The sequence below is a fragment of the Leuconostoc pseudomesenteroides KCTC 3652 genome (genome assembly GCF_014634745.1).
GTDB classification, from domain to species: Bacteria; Bacillota; Bacilli; order Lactobacillales; family Lactobacillaceae; genus Leuconostoc; species Leuconostoc pseudomesenteroides.
In genome coordinates, this window is record NZ_BMBP01000002.1 from 348,320 (window position 1) to 367,667 (window position 19,348).

19 protein-coding genes and 2 pseudogenes are annotated in these 19,348 nt (G+C 36.2%); all 21 read right to left on the minus strand.

What is annotated here, in order from left to right; translation table 11 throughout:
* Nucleotide 1: 1 nt before the first annotated feature.
* Entirely contained in the window at nt 2–1,588 is a 1,587-nt protein-coding gene (locus IEU65_RS04045; RefSeq protein WP_010296324.1) for a Hint domain-containing protein, read from the minus strand.
* A 546-nt stretch (nt 1,589–2,134) separates the two neighbouring features.
* Nucleotides 2,135–2,320 carry a hypothetical protein gene (locus IEU65_RS04050; protein ID WP_010296328.1) on the minus strand — a complete coding sequence of 62 codons (186 nt, stop codon included), beginning with the start codon at nt 2,318–2,320 and terminating at the stop codon, nt 2,135–2,137.
* A 160-nt stretch (nt 2,321–2,480) separates the two neighbouring features.
* Nucleotides 2,481–3,314: a dTDP-4-dehydrorhamnose reductase gene (rfbD, locus tag IEU65_RS04055; RefSeq protein WP_010296331.1), complete on the minus strand. Its 834-nt coding sequence runs from the start codon at nt 3,312–3,314 to the stop codon at nt 2,481–2,483.
* Between the two features lie 39 nt (nt 3,315–3,353).
* Nucleotides 3,354–4,391, minus strand: a complete 1,038-nt coding sequence (gene rfbB / locus IEU65_RS04060) for a dTDP-glucose 4,6-dehydratase (RefSeq protein WP_010296334.1) — start codon at nt 4,389–4,391, stop codon at nt 3,354–3,356.
* 14 nt (nt 4,392–4,405) lie between these two features.
* Nucleotides 4,406–4,999, minus strand: coding sequence for a dTDP-4-dehydrorhamnose 3,5-epimerase family protein (locus tag IEU65_RS04065; protein ID WP_010296337.1), 594 nt, complete (start codon nt 4,997–4,999; stop codon nt 4,406–4,408).
* A 5-nt stretch (nt 5,000–5,004) separates the two neighbouring features.
* Nucleotides 5,005–5,877 carry a glucose-1-phosphate thymidylyltransferase RfbA gene (gene rfbA / locus IEU65_RS04070; RefSeq protein ID WP_010296339.1) on the minus strand — a complete coding sequence of 291 codons (873 nt, stop codon included), beginning with the start codon at nt 5,875–5,877 and terminating at the stop codon, nt 5,005–5,007.
* Nucleotides 5,878–6,026: 149 nt separating this feature from the next.
* Nucleotides 6,027–6,263: a hypothetical protein gene (locus IEU65_RS04075; protein ID WP_010296342.1), complete on the minus strand. Its 237-nt coding sequence runs from the start codon at nt 6,261–6,263 to the stop codon at nt 6,027–6,029.
* Nucleotides 6,264–6,928: 665 nt separating this feature from the next.
* A pseudogene (locus IEU65_RS04080) lies at nt 6,929–7,345 on the minus strand (acyltransferase); the annotation flags it as partial.
* Nucleotides 7,346–7,510: 165 nt separating this feature from the next.
* A pseudogene (locus IEU65_RS04085) lies at nt 7,511–7,621 on the minus strand (dTDP-glucose 4,6-dehydratase); the annotation flags it as partial.
* 322 nt (nt 7,622–7,943) lie between these two features.
* Nucleotides 7,944–9,347: a lipopolysaccharide biosynthesis protein gene (locus IEU65_RS04090; RefSeq protein WP_168441514.1), complete on the minus strand. Its 1,404-nt coding sequence runs from the start codon at nt 9,345–9,347 to the stop codon at nt 7,944–7,946.
* Nucleotides 9,348–9,485: 138 nt separating this feature from the next.
* The gene (locus IEU65_RS10460) at nt 9,486–9,920 is read right to left on the minus strand and encodes an LbetaH domain-containing protein (protein ID WP_010296359.1); all 435 of its coding nucleotides are present in this window, start codon (nt 9,918–9,920) and stop codon (nt 9,486–9,488) included.
* A 112-nt stretch (nt 9,921–10,032) separates the two neighbouring features.
* The gene (locus IEU65_RS04100) at nt 10,033–10,944 is read right to left on the minus strand and encodes a glycosyltransferase family 2 protein (RefSeq protein ID WP_147651858.1); all 912 of its coding nucleotides are present in this window, start codon (nt 10,942–10,944) and stop codon (nt 10,033–10,035) included.
* 40 nt (nt 10,945–10,984) lie between these two features.
* Complete coding sequence (locus IEU65_RS04105; RefSeq protein WP_147651860.1) at nt 10,985–12,109, minus strand: EpsG family protein; 1,125 nt, start codon at nt 12,107–12,109, stop codon at nt 10,985–10,987.
* A gap of 12 nt (nt 12,110–12,121) precedes the next feature.
* A complete protein-coding gene (locus IEU65_RS04110) occupies nt 12,122–13,075 on the minus strand; it encodes a glycosyltransferase family 2 protein (RefSeq protein WP_010296370.1) in 954 nt (317 codons plus the stop codon).
* A 3-nt stretch (nt 13,076–13,078) separates the two neighbouring features.
* Complete coding sequence (locus IEU65_RS04115; protein ID WP_147651862.1) at nt 13,079–14,086, minus strand: stealth family protein; 1,008 nt, start codon at nt 14,084–14,086, stop codon at nt 13,079–13,081.
* Nucleotides 14,083–15,219: a glycosyltransferase gene (locus IEU65_RS04120; RefSeq protein WP_010296379.1), complete on the minus strand. Its 1,137-nt coding sequence runs from the start codon at nt 15,217–15,219 to the stop codon at nt 14,083–14,085. Before IEU65_RS04120 ends, IEU65_RS04115 begins: the two co-directional genes overlap by 4 nt.
* Nucleotides 15,200–15,862 carry a sugar transferase gene (locus IEU65_RS04125; RefSeq protein ID WP_010296382.1) on the minus strand — a complete coding sequence of 221 codons (663 nt, stop codon included), beginning with the start codon at nt 15,860–15,862 and terminating at the stop codon, nt 15,200–15,202. Before IEU65_RS04125 ends, IEU65_RS04120 begins: the two co-directional genes overlap by 20 nt.
* A 38-nt stretch (nt 15,863–15,900) precedes the next feature.
* Complete coding sequence (locus IEU65_RS04130) at nt 15,901–16,674, minus strand: CpsD/CapB family tyrosine-protein kinase (RefSeq protein ID WP_010296385.1); 774 nt, start codon at nt 16,672–16,674, stop codon at nt 15,901–15,903.
* Between the two features lie 16 nt (nt 16,675–16,690).
* Nucleotides 16,691–17,590: a YveK family protein gene (locus IEU65_RS04135; protein ID WP_010296388.1), complete on the minus strand. Its 900-nt coding sequence runs from the start codon at nt 17,588–17,590 to the stop codon at nt 16,691–16,693.
* 22 nt (nt 17,591–17,612) lie between these two features.
* The gene (locus IEU65_RS04140; protein WP_010296392.1) at nt 17,613–18,380 is read right to left on the minus strand and encodes a tyrosine-protein phosphatase; all 768 of its coding nucleotides are present in this window, start codon (nt 18,378–18,380) and stop codon (nt 17,613–17,615) included.
* 142 nt (nt 18,381–18,522) lie between these two features.
* Entirely contained in the window at nt 18,523–19,311 is a 789-nt protein-coding gene (gene map, locus IEU65_RS04145) for a type I methionyl aminopeptidase (RefSeq protein ID WP_010296397.1), read from the minus strand.
* Nucleotides 19,312–19,348 lie beyond the last annotated feature (37 nt).

Genomic DNA, 19,348 nt, shown 5'->3' on the forward strand with positions numbered 1-19,348 from the left:
GTCAGTGACCTTTCTTTTCTAATAGTTCAACTAGCTGCTTTTGAACAGCGAGAACATCCTTTGAAAATGCTGGCTTACTCTTGACAGGTGATGGCTTGGTGGGTAATGATAACTGCAAATCATCGTTACCGCAGAGTAAATCATTAGCAATCAACCACTCTGGTGATCCAGTTGTGAGATGATAAGTGACTTGCCCACGATAGTCGACTACTTTTAATTGGTTAATTGTAGTTTCGCCAACTCGTGCTTTCAATACATCACCTACTTTAAGTTCAGACACTGTTGTCGTGCCATGATTAGTCAAGACCGGATGGCTGCTCGTCAGTAAAATTAGCGAACCATTATCACAACCAACTTGATACATCTTTTCTTGATGACCATGACTGATGATCGTCACTTTAGTGGTGCCCTTCAACGTTGCGATCGTATCACCAATCACAATATCTGAAATCTTTTTGACTGAGTTATCTGCCATTTGAATCTCAGTATCTTGACCAAAGCAGCCCCAAAAGTACCTAACTTTGTTAATTTTTTTGATGTTACCACCATCAATCACGCCACTATGTGAATCCATTCTAATTGTTAAATTTTGCGGTTGCATATAAAATCTATTTTTTACTGTCGCATAAATCGTTAATAAAATATCCGCATCAGCTTGTGGTGTTCCTGGAGCATTTTGAATAATTTTGCCATGCCAGTCTTCATTCACTTCCCACGACAAAATATTGGTATCGTTATTTATACTAATTTTGACCGCTGTTGGATCTTGATTATTATAGGCAATACCACTTTGACTGGCAGCAAATTCCATAATGCCACAAAATTGCGCTGAATCTGTTGTAAATTGCCAGCCATCGGCCAATTCCAATGACCCGTTAACTGGTAACTCAATGGGGAGGTTTTGATCCCAACTAGTATCGCTATAGCTATAGTCTCCCGCTGCGTCTCTATTGTATAGAACTGTCGTTGGCACATCCAAATCCATGGGTTTTGTCGTGTCTCTTGGATGTCTTGGGTCATCAACATTAATTTGTTTGACAGCCGTAGCAGGGTTTGCATGACTCCAGACAACTTTGGCAAGTTGTTTTACCACGAATTGTTCATCTCGCGTTTGAAAGAGGACAGTTGAAGCATTTAGAATTTTATAATTGCCATCTTTTTTAATCGCACCTGAAGCATCTATCAACAGTGAATCTTCATTGTTTTCCGTTACCAAGCCCCCGTCGCTGGCAATTTGAACGTTGGTAAAGTAATCATAAAGCGTCGTTTCAATATTGATCGCAGGCAATGCATCACAATTAAGACCAATTGTTTCAGTTACAAATTTTCCTTCACTTTGTTGGTCTAATGAAATAATATTGGCGTAATAATGTGTAAACTCGTCATTTTCCTCAATACTGTCAAGTTTTGAATTTAGAAAAGCCGCATGAACGGCGGGTGCGTGTATTTTAAGATGTGCCATGCCACCCAAGCTTTCCGTAGCTTGAGCCAAATCTTCTTCATTTTGTAAATCATATGTATAAACGCCACCGTTATCAAGTGCACACTGAACATATTTTGCTTTCCTAGTTGACATTTTTTTGACCATTTTGTTTTCCCCTTATTCTTGGTTAACGGCTTTTGATGCTTGCGTCATTTTCATAATCACGTGTTTTGTCAGTTCATCAATGATAACTTTAATTGTCTTCTAAACCGCTCATTGTTTCATCAGTGAACACTCTATGTATTCAATTGTTTTTATCCCGTTTGGCTGGTACTCCTTGTTAGTTATAAAAACCTTATGCTACTATACACAAGTTCATCTTATCGTAAAATTATAATGATTATGTGTTCTAAAAAAGAATTGATTGTGAACGTATTATGAGAGTTAATGGTTTAGTTGCTGGTATGAACTGATTTTGAGGATTATTGTTGGTTTAGTTGTTATATTTAAAAACACTATAAATTATCTATCGTATAAAAATAATATATTTTTCACGTATCCGTTATATCAAAAAGACCCACAAGTATGACACTTATGAGCTTTCAATTTTTTTATGTCATTATCAGTAAAATCACTGTTATATCAGGCAGTACCCTATACAAAATAATTGATGAGTGATGTGCACTATTATTTTGATACTAACCAATTATTTTATCGGTGCAACATACGACCAATAGCTGATATCAGTGCACGCCGTTTAACACGCTTAATCGCTGACAAATCCAATGACTGAATTTCACGATGAATGCGTTCACTAGCGCCCTGATCCTGAAAGGCAAAATACTTTGTTTTGTCTGCTAATTCTTGACTAGTTAAGCGATAATGACTTACAAACACCTCAATAGTTGCTTAGCTTGATAGAATGTCACAAAAATGGTAATTCGTCTAACTCAATATAATTACCAAACACAATCGTAATTCAAAATTTATTGCTACGATTGAAATAATAGCTACTTTTTACTCAGTGGTCTAAGTCGTTATGCTTAATATAGTTAATTTACTTCATCAAAAACCTATGCAATGCCTCGCGCCAGCTTGGTATCTCAAACCCTGTTGACTTTGCTTTCTCTAAGTTCATCACTGAATGATTTGGCCGATACGCTTTTTGCGGAAAGGTTGCACTGGTCACTGGTTCGACCTCGACTGCAGTGTCTTTTAAGATCTCTTTTGCAAAGTCAAACCAAGTGGCAGTCTCATCATTCGATAAATGATATATCCCGTATGTCACCTCGACCGCTATCAAGTGCAACATGAACTCGGCTAATGTTCTGGTCCAAGTCGGTCGACCCAATTGATCATTCACTACTGTCAATTTAGGATGGCTTTCTGCCAAACGTTGCATCGTATAGACAAAGTTATTTCCAAATTCGCCAAACACCCAGCTCGTTCGAACAATATAAGCAGCTGCCCCACTCTCCGTGACAGCTAATTCACCAGCTAATTTGGCACGCCCATAAGCGTTTCTTGGATTAACTGGATCTGTCTCGCGATATTCACCAACATTCAGCCCATCAAAAACATAGTCTGTCGACACTGCCACTAGTTTAGCGCCATATTGTTTGGTAGCGTCGGCGATATTCTTGGTGCCCGCTACGTTAACCTGCCAATTCATGGCGCGTCCTTCATCTTCGGCCAAATCCACTTTTGTATACGCAGCCGCATGGAGCACAACATCAGGTTGTTCTGCTTTAAAAGTTGCCATCACTGCTTCACGATTTGTAATATCCAACGCCTTTGAATCATAGGCAACAAATGTTAACCCACGCTCGTGTAACAACTTTTGCAATTCTTGACCTAACTGTCCATGCGCGCCTGTTATTAAGTATTTCATATTCCCTCCGAAAAAAAGGCCGCTCCCGCTGACCTTTGGTTACTGATTATTCTGTGCGTATTTCGCTTCCACTGCAGCTTTTTCCGCTTCCCACCATGATTGATGATCTTCATACCACTTAATCGTATCTGCTAAGCCAGTCGCAAAGTCAGTATACTTTGGTTCCCAACCCAATTCTTCACGAATCTTCGTCGCATCAATAGCATAACGCAAGTCATGGCCTGAACGATCCTGAACAAACTCAAAGTCATTTTCGTCCTTACCCATGTCTTTCAAAATCGCATGGAGGACCGTGATATTATCCTTTTCACCGTCGGCGCCAACCAAATAAGTCTCACCAATTTTACCCTTAGTCAAAATCGCCCAAACAGCGGTGGCATGATCATAGGTGTGAATCCAATCACGGACGTTCTTCCCAGAACCATATAACTTAGGCTTAATGCCAGAAATAATATTGGTAACTTGTCGCGGAATGAACTTCTCAATATGTTGGTACGGACCATAATTGTTAGAAGTATTAGAAATCGTGGCTTGCAAACCAAACGAGCGCACCCAAGCGCGGACTAACAAATCAGAACTAGCCTTCGTTGATGAATAGGGACTTGATGGTCGGTACTGTGATTCAGGCGTAAACTTTTCGCCGACACCTTCACCATGTCCGGGCAAATCTTCTCGTAATGGCAAATCACCATACACTTCATCAGTTGAAACATGATGGAATCGCTTGTTATACTTGCGTGCTGCTTCAATTAATGTATAAGTTCCAATGATGTTCGTTTGCACGAATGGTGATGGATCTTTCAGTGAATTATCATTATGACTTTCGGCAGCATAATGAATCACCGCATCGGTTTCAGAAACAAGTTGGTCCACCAATGAGGCATCGGCGATATCCCCAACCACTAGATTCACGCGGTCTGCTGGTAAACCTGCCAAGTTTTCTTTATTGCCGGCATACGTTAACTTATCAAGCACCGTGACAAACACCTCTGGGTGTTCCGCTACAATATAGCGCACAAAGTTAGCGCCAATGAAGCCGGCGCCACCAGTTACTAAAATATTTTTGTATTCAGTCATTCATTTTCTCCCAACTACAATTGCGCCTCTGTTAATGGTACAACATCTTTTAGCAAAGGATGATTTTTATCTGCTTCACTCACCTCAGCATTTTCAACATCATCCCATTTAATACCTAAAGCAGGATCGGCGTAATTTACAAAAGCATACTTAGGCTTCAAATCTAGTGCCCAGTAATCATTCACTAAGTATGAGTATGACACTGTCTCACTCAATACTTGGAAACCATTAGCAACGCCACGTGGGACATAAATGCCTTTACTAGCATCAATAACGGTTTGGTAAACGTGACCAAAGGAAGCGCCTTCGCGTAAATCAACCCACGACCCCAAAACACGACCGTTGTCAGCGACAGAAATATATTTATCCCAAGGTTCGGCGTGCAGACCACGTAGCACACCTTTTCTTGATAAGGACACATTGTTTTGTAACTTATTCTCTTTAAAGAAAGACTCCGGAAAGCCTAACGGCAACATTTTCTCTTTTTGAAAGTTTTCCTTAAACCAGCCACGATTGTCACCATGAACTGGAATGTCAAATTCTATCATACCGTAAATCGCGTCAATCGTCCGTCCGGCTAACGCTTTTTCAAAAAAATTATCACTCATCTGCTTTATCCTTCTTCCGCCACAATTCTTAAGAGATATTGGCCATAATCATTTTTTTTCAATGTTTGCGCCAGCTTTTCTAATTGTGCGGTATCGATATACCCCATCCGGTAAGCAATTTCTTCTAAGGAAGCCACTCTTAAATTCTGTTGCTTTTGGATGGTGGCAATGAATGAAGAAGCTTCCAACAAAGAATCATGTGTGCCAGTATCTAGCCAAGCATAGCCGCGGCCCATGACTTGGACATCTAAATCACCACGTTCTAAGTAAGCTTGGTTAATATCAGAAATTTCAATTTCACCACGCGCTGACGGTTTCACATTGGCCGCTATTTCGACCACGTCATTGTCATAAAAATAAAGACCAGTAACCGCGTAATTTGATTTGGGCTGGGCAGGCTTTTCGACAATCGATATTGCCTTGCCAGCTTGATCAAAGTCAACCACACCGAAACGTTCTGGATCTTTCACTTGATAACCAAACACTGTCGCACCAGTTGCTTTCAAAGCAGCTGCTTGTAACTTCTCTGATAGCCCAGCCCCGTAGAAAATGTTATCTCCCAATACCAACGCTACCGAATCATCACCAATAAAGTCAGCACCAACGATAAACGCATCGGCCAAGCCACGAGGTTCTTCTTGAATGGCATAGTCAATATTTAACCCAATATCATGCCCATTACCGAATAATTCTTCAAATTGTCCAACATATTCTGGCGTTGAAATTAACAAAATATCCGTAATACCAGCCAACATCAATACAGACAATGGGTAATAAATCATTGGCTTGTCATAAATTGGCACCAATTGCTTACTTGTTGCTTTGGTAATGGGGTACAAACGCGTACCAGATCCACCGGCTAAGATAATACCTTTCATGATATAATTCCTTTTCATACTTTTTATATACATATAATATTATATCGTATTTGTATCGTATATAAACAATATAAATTCACAATTAACATCATATATGGTTTAAATAAACAAAAAGCTCGCAAGTATCACACTTGCGAGCTTCCAATACTTTACATATTATATGCAAAGTCACTATCGTACCAAATCGTCCCGTATCCTGAATAATTGATTCCTACTGTGGCACTGTTATCTTGGTAATAATCAATTGTACCTCGATCCCAACCAGCATCAAATCTGACTTTGGCTCCAACTTGCACATTCCCATTATCGCCATTATCGACACGATGCATGATTGCTAGTGGCAAGCCATTTTTAGTCCAATCGAACTGCTCACGCTTGCCACCCACTGTCCGGTAATCGGCAATTTGCCATAATCACTAATATTTTTCACACCATCAACGTTAAAATTTGTCTTCGTAAAGACAAGTTCGCTACCAAAAACACGGAACTTATTATTTTATGTCTAAAAGTTTTCGGGTTATTATAACTAACTGAATCTGTACCAACTCTCCTTGAACTCCTGAACTATGGAAGAACTGAAATTCTGGCTTTTTATCCAATGCCCAATAATTCTTATGATTTGTTGGCACAACTGCTTCAATGAATTGACCACACCCAAATTTTTAATTATATATACTTAGAAATCACATGAGACACGAATTGTACCATTTACACTAGAGGCAACATGTGACTCGACACCGTTGATAGTATCAATATATTTGCTATCAATACTCAATGAACTAGTCTTCCCTGTTGGCTTAATTTTTTCGACAACTGGATATCTAACTTTTACCTTGTTTCTACCATTTATTTAAAGAACTTGTATGAAACCTATATATCATTCCAATCTATAGGTTGCTTAATCTTTGACAAAAGCCAGCACATCATCGTTTGTTGATAGATTAGCATAGAGATCTTTTTTCATTTCATTCGATATTTCTGAATAATCTAAAATCTGCGTACGCTTAGCTGACAGTTTAACCTGTTGTTTCTCTACAAAGTCATCAACAGTTTTAATTTGTTTAGCTGGCACCCCCCCGACAACCGTTCCTGCTTTAACATCGCGATTAACGAGGCTGCCCGCGGCAATAATGGCATTGGATCCAATATTCACTCCGGGTAATATTGTACTGTTAAATCCCACAAATACATTATCGTCAATAGTGACTGCTCCAACACTTGTAACATGTAAATGTTTTTTCATTGATTCATCATGAGCCAATATTGTTGAATGTGTAATCGTTACATTATTACCAATTTTAATTAGCCATGGATAATTTTTATCATAAATACTATTCTGACCAAAAAAGTGATCACCTACAATCATGCCGCGTTTTATTGCTCTATAGTAATTTGCATATTTAATTCTTGAGAAGATAACATACAAAATTCTGTTAAGTGTCCCCATTATATACTCCTCCGCTTTCATCCTATTCGTTACTAAAATCTACTATTGTAAAGTAAAAATAAAATATATCAAGCTGTTTACAAGCACATCTAGCTGATAAATATTCATAGTTCTTTAACATCATTATTGCTTATTCGGCTTTGAATTTCATATTATAATTCGATTAGCGACAGATTCCCATGAATATTCGACAGCATAATGGATCACAGCATCCGTTTCAGATAACAATGGGGCGTCAGCGATGTCCACCACCAAAAGCTTCGCACGGTCTGCTGGTAAACCAGCCAAGTCTCCTTTCTTGCACTAATATAGTATCGTGATTATGCATAACTATTGCACAAGTTTATTCTATTTAGTAGCTATGATTATTTTGTGCGCAAAATATGGTTATTTTTTGAACAAATTACGATAAATCTGGCTGGTAACTGATAGTGGCGCTTTTTCGCTTAAATTTTATATAAAACAACATTATTCAAGGACATCAATTGCCCGAGCCAATGGCTAAGTAATCAACAAAAAATTCATAGCCAATAAATTGTTGGTTATTCATTAAAGAAAAAAATTACACGTCGCTTGCAGAAGGTGTATGAAAACTATATGAAATTAAAAATTATATACTCTACAACATTTTTACTCTTTTGACAGCCCTAATAATATCATTCTTTTTAATTAACAAGTAGAGTGCAAGAATCACCATATATCCTATGATAGCTTCGAACGTTGATAAATACCACGAGAGTAAGATAAATAATACTACCATCACCGTTTCCAACAACATCTCTGACGAAAACTTTACGTGCAATTTATTTTTGACATATAGTTCAGATATAGTGCTCCTTATTGCCATTACGATAATAATAACGAAAATAGTTGCAGTCAAATTATGTAACACAAAAACAGAAATCACTGTCAAAACAACACTTATTACTAAAGTAATGACATTAATGAACAGAAGTTGTCGTTCCATGCGAAGCACTTTCATAAATGTATTGGATAATATTTCAAACTTTGATTGATAGGCAATCATAGGAAACAAAACTGACATATATATTAATGCTGAATCATACTTAGGTAGCCACAACGGAATAAAATAGCTAATTGGGAAATATATTAACATGCCAAAAAATATTAATGGCATTAAGATGTCACGAATAACTGAATACAATCCATTCACTTTGTCAGGATCAATTCTTTTAAGTTTTGGAAAAATTATCAAACTAATCGCATTAATGAAAACCATTAGTAAATTAGAAATGGACAAAGTAAGCGAAACTTTACCAAAGGTTGCTACTCCCCAACTATGTTGAATACCCATTCTTACGACACCAATTATTAACATCGCTGCGACATTGGCTATCAATAATTGACTACCAACTCTAATGTTTATCGCGGCTTCACCTAATGACCAAAATTTCCTGTTAGCATAATGTTGAAAAAACAAATCTTTTAACACATACATAGCGTATAATAAAGCCACAAAATTACCAAAAATAAAGGAAATGATTAGCAATCGAAAATCTCGAACATTAACAACAATTAAGCTAATCACAGTTACTACATAAATGACATTGGCCAAAATCGTCACTTCTGAATACTCACGAATGCGATTGGTAATTTGCAAGACAAACTTACAAAAAGACTGTGCTATATAAATTAATAAGAAAATAGCTAAAGCATACAAAATAAAGGAGTATTGTTTATCATGTATAATCATTGCCGCTATTATAATAATTAGGGCAAAAAAAGATTGCATGATCATAAGCAGGATGAATTGCGAATGGAATAATGATTTATTCAATCGTTCATATTTCTCACCACCATAGCGCAGGTATATACCATCAAGCCAGCCCAAAGGTAATAATCCTAAGTATCCAGAATAAAACATAAACAGTTGCCAATAACCATATTCTTCTACACCGATTAATTTTGGCACAACCAAAATTACAATCGTTGAAATTATGAGAGTAAGTAAATTGGAAGATATCACAAAGCCAAAATCTCTAAAAAGACGTTTAATGTTCATTAAAACTATTTTCCTATTTTATTTTTTCCAAAAATGCATCATTTTCAAGAAGACTCTCGATTTGTTCATTTCTAAACCTGTATCTTATGACACGGGCAGGATTACCACCAACAATAGCGTAAGGAGGGACGTCCTTAGTCACCCACTGCCTGCTGCAACAACCGCTCCCTGACCAATCGTTATTCCCGAAAGTATAAGAGATCCAAAGCCAATCCATACATCATCTTTTACAATAATTGGCCCTTTAATCAATGCTTCAAATTCATAGTTCAACAATTTTACTTTAAATGGGAAGGTACTGAAAGAGTCAATTTTGTGATTTTCGCCCCCCATAAACACCACATTTGATGCAATAGAGCAAAAATCTCCAATTATCAAACTTTCTTTATTATCTCCCCATGTCATGAAATTTAGATAACCGTAGCTATATCGTCCAATTGTAACTTTGTCCATTGGAAAAACGTTCTCTGGAATAATCTCATTAAATTCATTACTAGCTTTGAATTTTTTTCGAAACAAAATAAGTGCAATATGTTTTTTTAAAGACCATAAAAATTCTTTTAATAAATTCATATACTAACATTCTTTCTAAACTATTTAAAAATCCCGTACTTGAAGTCAAATTAATTATAAGTGGATAAAAACTCCATGTTTACAAAATTAAAAGTAAATATCTGTATTATTATCATAACAGTAGATCTTTCTTAATATTCATATTTATTCTAACCAATCCACGTTTTATCAAAACAATTACTGTATAACAGAACCACAACACAGTGAATAAAAACCGTTTAATCTTTCCAACTTTTAAATAAACCTTAAAATAATAATTCCTGCTCTGCTGCAACCGCTTTTCATGTATCAAATCTTTTCTAAATTTATTGCTGTTGCTACCATAACCAGTAGAAGTCCCACCAATATGTTCATAACAGCTGTCCAACAAAACATAACTCTTTACACCTTGTTGTTGTGCTCTAAACTGTAAAATCTCTTCTTCAAAGTATAAAAAAGTATTTTCATCAAAAAAACCAACCCGCTTCCAAATGTCCATTTTTGCAGCTAGCAGAGCTCCTGAAAGAACCTCAACTTGTTTCTGTTTCTTTAAAACATCATCACATTTCTGTTTATGTTGCTTAATATGTAAAAAATCATTAATGATCGTTTTTTTTAAATTAGTAAAGCCCCACCATGATTTTCCATTTTTCATTCTTGGTGCAATAAATGCCTCTGGGAACTCAACAAATGCTTGAGATAGTCTTTCAATATTTTCTTCTGTGATCATCACATCAGGATTCATAACGAGAACAACACCATGATATTCCATACGATTGTTTAGCCATTTCAAACCGATATTATTGCCACTCGCAAATCCAACATTTCTGTCATTTCGAATTAAAATAATCCGTGGATCAATAATTTTATCTATGAAATCTTTAAGAAACTGATATTTCGCAGTAGGAGAACCATTGTCTACAACTACTGCATAATCTAAATTTTTAAATTGAATAATACGCTTCAAATTGTCCACTGTTTCTTTTGAGTTATTATAGTTTAACAATATTACAGAATAGTTCAAAAACCCGCCTCCTACACTCATTTATAATTTACTAGTGAATTGGTTATTTTTTTAAAGTAATTCACCAATTAAATGTATTATGAAATAACACCGCTATTAAAGTACCATCAAGTTTTGTACCATATAGATATGAAAAGGTAGCGTAACTCAAAGTTGTCACGATTCCCAATACAGTATACTTATCAACACCCACTATGCTCTTAGACTTAGTTCGTGAATAATCGCTTAACGTCACAATAGCAACAAAAAACACCAAAAATGAATCTATCAATATACGATCAAAATTGTATGCAAAGAGATACATAGGAAACATATATATTAAGAAAAAAAATAATTTTTCTGTGAGCGCAATATTCACCACCACAGGAGTATTCACTCCGGAATCTTTACTCTGAAATTTTTTGATAATTTGAGAATAAAAATACCATATTCCTAATGTAAATGGAATATCTGCTAAAATAATTTGACCAGGCATTAAACGGTTCAAATAAGAAACTGCTTTCATACCAGTAACACCAAACGGTGTCATTAATTGAGCAGCAAAAACTGTTACCAGTGCCCTAATTGGGCCGAATGCAATTAAAGAAATAAAAATTGTTGTATACAACACCACTACTTTATTCATGATCTTCCCTTGAAATGCAAAAAAGAACACAAATGGCAGAAAAAACAAACCAGCAGACTGAATGCTAGCACCTAACCCGACAAGCAATACAAATAACATATAGCCAGACTTAGTTCGGCTCTTTATAAAACTAAATCCTAAAAAAACAATGGTAGCCATTAAATAGTTTCTGAGTTGAACTGGCGACTCAAAAAAATTTAAAATAGTATACAACAACAAGAAAAGATTTTTATTTTTAATATTAAAACGATGTAACGCGATCAAAATTAAGAATATCTCTATTAAAAATAGTAACCCTCGAAATTGATAAAAAGATAAGCCTAACATCTTACCGAATTTCATTAGCCATATGTAACCAACTTCAAAGTGTGCTAGGTCCGGGTCGCTATAATAAAAATTGTAAATAGAAGTGTCAAATGTCAGAGACTGATCCATCGTAATATAGACAAACAATATAAACAAAATAGATATAAAAGAATACCGAATAACTCTACTTTGTCCATTAAACAACACAGCATTCACCGTCATGAATATAAACCCTATTAAAAATATTATACTCATTGCGCCTTAATCCTACCTTATCCTACATAATATTAACTGTGTCAAACCAAAGAGATGCCACCTCATTAGTTGAATTAAAAATATATTTTTAAGCCATCGTAACGAACCAACTCCAAAAGCAGGAACTAATCCTCGGTTCAAAAGCCTATACCTATTCAGTATGTCTGAAACTGTTTCCTCAGTCTCTATGCTTTTTAAGCCAATATTAACAGCCAATACCATGTGCGTGAAAAACTGTTTATTCAGTAACTTTCTTACATTAGGATTTCGAAGTTGCATTATTGAAAATTTCTTCAATAACATATCAAATATTACCACGATATCTTTATGTCCAATGATGTCTGTACCATTAAAAGAAATAGAACCCTGTCGTCGACGATAAAAATATAATGGATTTTCTATCACAGTAACATTTTTGACAACTTCATTTAATGTAACCGTATAATATACGTCTTCCCATTTAACATTGCTAACTGGAAAGGGCACTTTAACTGCAACGGATCGTTTAATTATTTTATTCCATGCTGCCGTATACTGCTTGTCCGCAGCAAGGCTAATGTGGCTAGTCTCATAAATAATACCTGATTCATCATAAAAGCGACTATAATTAAACAATATCATATCATAATTATCATCATATAAATAAGGTAATACGGTTCTTAGATAGTCATTAGCAATGTAATCATCTCCATCTAGATAAGCAATATACTTTCCAGTAGCTTGGCGAACACCAATATTACGGCTCTCTCCAAGACCAACATTATCTACATTTTGAATGATTTTAATTCTATTATGATAGTTAATACGATTAACAACATTAATCGTATTATCAGATGAGACATCATCTACAATAATAATTTCTATATCATTCCTATTATATCGTTCTTGATTTGTTATGCTTTCTACTGCTTGTTCGATGTAAGCTTCAGTATTCCGAGACGGAATTATTATTGATAAAATTGGCATACATTATCTCTCATATTCACTTTTTTTACTCAAAAAAACTTCTAGTAATTGCATAGATTTTTGAACATGTAAATTATCTGATTGGTTGTCCTGATAATCATCATTTAAAACAATCATCTTAGAAGTGGGTCTCTTCATGAATTCTTTCAATTCACTATCCTGTGTGACATTAAAATATCTACCAAAACTGTGGCTCCTAGCCTTAATCTGTCCCGTCATAATCTGATAATAGCGTACTAACCAATGTGATACTTCGTTAATTTCTCTAAATTTGTTTTGACTAGTCAGTTCAAGCTTTTCCGGAAATAATTCCCAAACTTTAACAAAATTACTTTTCAAATACGCTGTACCAACATGTGGTTCAAAAAAACGGGTAATGTATGGTAATGGCGATAACATGATTGACAATATATTTAATCCAACACCATTTCTATAATTAAAGGCCACTTGCCAATTATTTTTCAACCATTGTCTTTTACTAAACTCTTGGTTGATTAACGATATATTATTGACAGGAATATGAGCAAAATCATCACGTGGCATAAATACAGACTGTGCCGCAATATCTTTGGGTTTCCCTTTATCTGAAAAAAAATCACTCCTTTTAGTATCACTTACAAATAATAAATCATCATTCAACAATACAAAATGCTCTGATAAATCAGCAATACGCCAAATATTGAGCTCAATCACATTAGAATTAAAGGTTGGCAGATACTTTGCTGGTATGTAATCCTTATGATCTACAACTTGAACCTGAGGATTATTGGCAAGCCATTCAGGAACTTGCTGATCTGTGATTAACCAGATCTTATTCACCCAATTAGCATACTTTTCAATTGACCGAAATAGATACTTCAACGTACCAAAGTCTTCAAATCGCTGATTAGAGTTGCCCTCTGTTGAAGCATTACCTTGATATTTTGTTTTTTTTTCTTGCCAAATTGGATCTGCGCCATCAACCCACGGAATCACGAAGTCAATTGGAAAATCAGGATCCTTACTCATCATTCATAGCCTCCATATATTTCCGTCATCACTTTGTCAACCTTTCCATAGTCAAAACACTTCAAAAAATCAAAATGCTTTGTCTTTGGTGTGTCCATTAGGCATTTTCTAATCAACTGATTTAATTCTTCAGGGGAATCGGGAGCAAATAAATTACCATTCACATCGTCTCTGATATAGTCAGAGACCCCCCTTTTTTTTGTCCCGAGTAAATATGTACCATCAACTGTCGCATCTAGTCCAGCCACACCCAGCCCTTCACGTAACGAAGGAAAGATAGAAACGTCACTTGCATAATTGATATCATCAATATCAGAACGATAACCTAATAAATGAAAATGATTTTCAAAATTAAATGTTTGAGCAAAATTTCTTAACAAATCACCATTATTACCAGTTCCAGCAATCACATAGTATATATTCGAAAGTTCATCATCTGACATTAACCGCAACGCTTCTAATACAACACGATGATTTTTTCGGTCACTTAACTCACCAACTGATGACAACAAAAATGCGTCTTCTGGAATGTTCAGTTCCTGTCTGATACTATGCCTTGCATTTTTCCTCTCTGCATCTGTAACTAACCATTTGTTTTTAACATCTACACCAATGCCATTAATTTTCACAACCTTATTAGCATGCATGTGTTTCTTTGCGAGAGCATAATCTTCATCATTAATTGTAATTAGCGTATCAGTAAAAAAAGAAAACAGCCATTCCAACGGATAAAAAACTATCCAACCACTTTTAGGTCCTCCTTTAAAAAAATGAAAACCATGTGCTGTATAAATGGCTGGGACTTTAAACTGTTTTGCAACAAACCGTCCCAATATACTCCCAAGTGGTGAGTGGACATGAATAAAGCTAAAATCATTAGTTTTAAAAATCTCACGTAACTGGCGAATTGAGCGAATATTTCCTTTTAATGTTCCCATACGACGCTCAAAATCAACCTGATGTGCGATGATATTATTGTCACTCATCCATATTTTAAAACGCTCATTTTCGTCCGTACTCATTGAACCAAAATCAACCATATTAGTTGCAACGTGAACTTCATAGCCAAGACTTTGCAGTATCTTAATATTCCGATGGTTAAATTGTTGAATCATGTTAGCCTTTGCTGCTAACATCAATACTTTCTTGCTCACTTTGCTCCCTCTCTAGTTCAATCTTATTCGTTTCATCAATCAGAGTCTCTTTGAATACTCCATCTCTCTTTAAAACCGAGAAAACTGTTTCAACTGTCAATAATACATCGACATGAAAGCTAACATTAGCAGCATATTTACCATCATAAGAAGCCTTATCCACATCTGTTAGCTTATTCCGACCATTAACCTGTGCTAAGCCCGAAATTCCCGGGAGAACAGAATCACCACCATTTTGCTTTCTCAACTCGATGACTTTAATATCAGTATTAGCTAGTGGTCTTGGCCCAATGAAGCTCATATCCCCCTTAATAATATTCCACAACTGTGGCAGCTCATCGAGTGATGTTTTTCTAATAAACATGCCAAAAGGCGTAATATAATTCTGAATATCTGTGAACTTTGAATTAGCAATTTGAGGTGCTGAATCAGTCATTGAACGAAATTTATATAATTTAAACGGACGTGAATTGCGACCATAACGCTCCTGAATGAATAAAATTGGCCCCTTTGATGTGAGTTTGACAATTAAAGCAATAATAAGCAAGGGCAGAAGTAAAATTATAAATAAAAACAATGCTAACAGAAAATCAAACAATCGTTTTAAAAACCGTCTGTACACCAAAAGCCCTTTCTCCTCTCTCTGTCATCCCTATTAATCAACTATTTCGACTTGGTATCTCCATAACCATAGCCGTATCCATAACCATAGCCGTATCCTGAACTCCCTTTCTTTCTACGACTTTGGTCATTATAAATAAATCCTAATACAGGTGCTTCAGCAATTTTTAAAATTTCGTTTGTTCGTTGCAAGGCGCCTTTATTGGTTTTTCCACCGTTCACAACTATCGCCACACCATCGACTTTAGACATAAGGACTTGCGCATCTGTTACCATCAAGAATGGTGGTACATCAAAGATAATCAAATCATACTGTGACTTAAGCTGAGTCACTAATTCGGTCATTCTGCCCGAACCCAATAATTCAGCTGGGTTGGGTGGGATTGGTCCTGATGTTACCACATCCAAATTATCCATAGCAGTACGATGAACAACATCACTGATTTCTTTATGATTATCGCCTAAGTAATTCGTTAAGCCAGCCGAATTACGATTTAAGCCAAAGGTAACTGCCACAGTTGGGCGTCGCAAATCAGCGTCAACTAATAATACTTTCTTGCCTTGCTGGGCATAGACAATTGCTAAGTTTGAAGTTACCGTGGACTTGCCTTCAGATGGCAATGCCGAAGAGATTAATAATGTTTTAATTTCGCCTCTAGATACTGCAGCAAACTCAATATTAGTTCGCAAAGTACGAAATTGTTCTGACACAGGATTTTTTGGTTCAGCTGCTGTAATCAATCTAGCGCCCTTAGTCATTGTTTCAACAGACAAACCATCTTTACCGACACTTGATTGTTTCTTAAAAAAACTCATAATTATCTCCTCCCCTTTACTCCCGATCTAAACGACTCAAGCGAGAGCGCTGTGCCCCACTACTCTGGTTTATCTTAACTGAAGTAGTACTTGAAGGCGCCATACTGAAGTTTTTGATTGGCTTAACATGACCAATAACACCTAAGTTAGTCAAACCAAATAATTGTGAGACTTCATCCGGAGACTTAATCGTCGTGTCTGCCAATTCTTTAATTAGCATATAAAGGAAAGTTAGTCCGCCAAGAACAACTAATCCAGCTAACGTAAATAACTTAGTATTTGGTGAGACAGGTTTCTTATTGGCTTTTGCTGAATCAACAATTGAAACGTTATTAATTTTCATAAAGCCACCGATTTTGTCTTTAAAGACATCAGCCACTTCATTAGCTACGTCTGCGGCTAGTTTTGGATCTTTAGATTTAACATTAATTGAAAAGACTTGTGAATTTTGTTGGCTGCTAATCGTGACCATGCTTTTCAATTCATCAACTGAAAGATGGTACTTTGTTTTGTTAGAAGGCTTGGTTATTTCTTTTTGAGCTGGTGTGACTAAGCGTCGTGTGCCATCTGCGAGTGTTTCATACACAGCATCTTTAGCCTTCTGAACGACAATTGGTGCTGGATTTTCTAGTTTATCAGAAACAGTTCCTAACACATTGCTTGAAATAATTAAATTTTTATATGTATTGATCAGCTGGACATCCGCCTGTTGATCAGACAAGTTGGCTGTGGCAGTACTCGTATCATCAGCTGATCGGTTAACTAGCATACTAGTAGCTGAACTATAAGTAGGTGCAATAACAAATTTAGCCACACCATAACCAGCACAAGCGCCAATAATAGCCATAAAAATAAGCGCAAAAAAATGCTTTTGAATGATATGCCATAATTGGCGCAGTTCAAGAACGTTATTCATGGTTCTTCAATCTCTCTCTTCTCTAAAATTTACTAAAAAACTTTCTTTTTACAATGGGCTCTGGTAAAAGCGTTGTGACATCATTGCCATCTAAAATAGCTTCAGCATTGCTCTCCAACAATTGCTGATACGCTTTACCTAACTGCTTTTCAACTTTAACCATTGCCTCAGCCAATTCATAACGACGGTTAGGCAAGTCATGGGCATCAGACACAAAAACATGCGCTAGATTATGACTAAGAATTTGCTCAGCAAATTTCTCAACTTTTTTTCCAAATGTTCCCACATAAGAACTAGCAGTTACCTGAGCCAACGCACCCGCTTCGATTAAATCAAATAGAATGCTTGGCGTTGACATAATTTTGGTATTTCTTTCTGGATGAGCAATTTCGACCGTAATACCACGTTGCATGATTTGAAAAATCATATCTGTGCTGTAAGTAGGCACATCATCATCAGGAAACTCTAACAATAAGTAACGGTTAGACTCATCGGCAAACAAAATGTCATCATTATCTAAAGCTTGAAGTAAATCCCCGTTTATCCTAACTTCTTGCGAGGGAAAAACTTGCAATGGAATATGATTGTTATCTAAGTGACTTTGAAATTCTTCAGTTAACCGAATAACATCTGGTTTATGATTCACATAATGCCCATTCATATGATGGGGTGTCATAAGCGCGACCGTTACATCATTATCAACTGCTGCTTTTGCCATTCGAATCGACGCTCTAAGTGACTTTGAACCATCATCAACGTTGGGTAATAAGTGACTATGTAAATCGATCATGGTAATTACCCCTTCATTAGTAACACTTTTTATCAATAATAACACTTTTTATCAATAAAAAGACATATTTTATCATTAATTTGTTCACAAAAAAAGCACTATGCAACTGCATTAAATACAGTTGCATAGTGCTTTTTATAAATTACAAATATTTACTATCAAATTCAGGATCTTGACTGGTCAAAATTTTTGGACCATCTTTTGTGATCGCCAAAGTATGTTCATATTGTGCTGACCATGAACCATCAGCCGTTGTAACAGTCCAACCATCTTCTTCGGTATGATCTGTATTGACTTTCCAACCACCAATGTTAATCATCGGTTCGATTGTAATCACCATGCCTTCACGTAAACGAACGCCGTGACCCGGTGTCCCATAATGTGGTACATTAGGTTCTTCATGCATTGTTGGTCCAACACCATGACCAATATACTCACGCACATCGCCATAATGATGTTCAACTTCTGTATATTGTTGAATCGCATTGCCAATGTCACCAATGCGGTTGCCAACAACGGCTTGGTCAATGCCCAAGTACATTGCTTTCTTAGTAACAGCCATCAAGTCTTTAATTTCTGGTGTGACTTCGCCGACTGCATAAGACCAAGCGGAGTCTGACACAGCGCCATCTAATCCAACAACTGTATCAACTTTGACTAAGTCACCATTTTTAAGCTTCAACCCTTTACGAGGCAGTCCATGAGCAACTTCGTTATTGATACTAATTGTTGTGGCATACTTGAATCCCTCAAACCCGATTTGAAGTGGCACGCCACCATGACTTTCAATATACTCGCGTGATTTCGTTTCAATTTCCCAAGTGTCGATACCTGGCTTAATTAAGTCGCGCAACATAAGGTGCATACCAGCAATAATAGCGCCTGATTGACGCATAGCTTCAATTTCTCGTGGTGATTTTAACTGAATCATTTTTGACTTCTTTCCATTTTTAATACTCCATTTTATT

Bases quoted from the DNA above. Each gene is read 5' to 3' on its own strand.
- IEU65_RS04105 (WP_147651860.1), bottom strand. From the start codon at position 12,109: ATGAGTATAATATTTTTAATAGGGTTTATATTCATGACGGTGAATGCT.
- IEU65_RS04045 (WP_010296324.1), bottom strand. From the start codon at position 1,588: ATGGTCAAAAAAATGTCAACTAGGAAAGCAAAATATGTTCAGTGTGCA.
- rfbB (WP_010296334.1), bottom strand. From the start codon at position 4,391: ATGACTGAATACAAAAATATTTTAGTAACTGGTGGCGCCGGCTTCATT.
- IEU65_RS04130 (WP_010296385.1), bottom strand. From the start codon at position 16,674: ATGAGTTTTTTTAAGAAACAATCAAGTGTCGGTAAAGATGGTTTGTCT.
- IEU65_RS04090 (WP_168441514.1), bottom strand. From the start codon at position 9,347: ATGAACATTAAACGTCTTTTTAGAGATTTTGGCTTTGTGATATCTTCC.
- IEU65_RS04110 (WP_010296370.1), bottom strand. From the start codon at position 13,075: ATGCCAATTTTATCAATAATAATTCCGTCTCGGAATACTGAAGCTTAC.
- IEU65_RS04100 (WP_147651858.1), bottom strand. From the start codon at position 10,944: ATGAGTGTAGGAGGCGGGTTTTTGAACTATTCTGTAATATTGTTAAAC.
- rfbD (WP_010296331.1), bottom strand. From the start codon at position 3,314: ATGAAATACTTAATAACAGGCGCGCATGGACAGTTAGGTCAAGAATTG.
- IEU65_RS04140 (WP_010296392.1), bottom strand. From the start codon at position 18,380: ATGATCGATTTACATAGTCACTTATTACCCAACGTTGATGATGGTTCA.
- IEU65_RS04135 (WP_010296388.1), bottom strand. From the start codon at position 17,590: ATGAATAACGTTCTTGAACTGCGCCAATTATGGCATATCATTCAAAAG.
- IEU65_RS04120 (WP_010296379.1), bottom strand. From the start codon at position 15,219: ATGTTAGCAGCAAAGGCTAACATGATTCAACAATTTAACCATCGGAAT.
- IEU65_RS04115 (WP_147651862.1), bottom strand. From the start codon at position 14,086: ATGATGAGTAAGGATCCTGATTTTCCAATTGACTTCGTGATTCCGTGG.
- rfbA (WP_010296339.1), bottom strand. From the start codon at position 5,877: ATGAAAGGTATTATCTTAGCCGGTGGATCTGGTACGCGTTTGTACCCC.
- IEU65_RS10460 (WP_010296359.1), bottom strand. From the start codon at position 9,920: ATGAATTTATTAAAAGAATTTTTATGGTCTTTAAAAAAACATATTGCA.
- map (WP_010296397.1), bottom strand. From the start codon at position 19,311: ATGATTCAGTTAAAATCACCACGAGAAATTGAAGCTATGCGTCAATCA.
- IEU65_RS04065 (WP_010296337.1), bottom strand. From the start codon at position 4,999: ATGAGTGATAATTTTTTTGAAAAAGCGTTAGCCGGACGGACGATTGAC.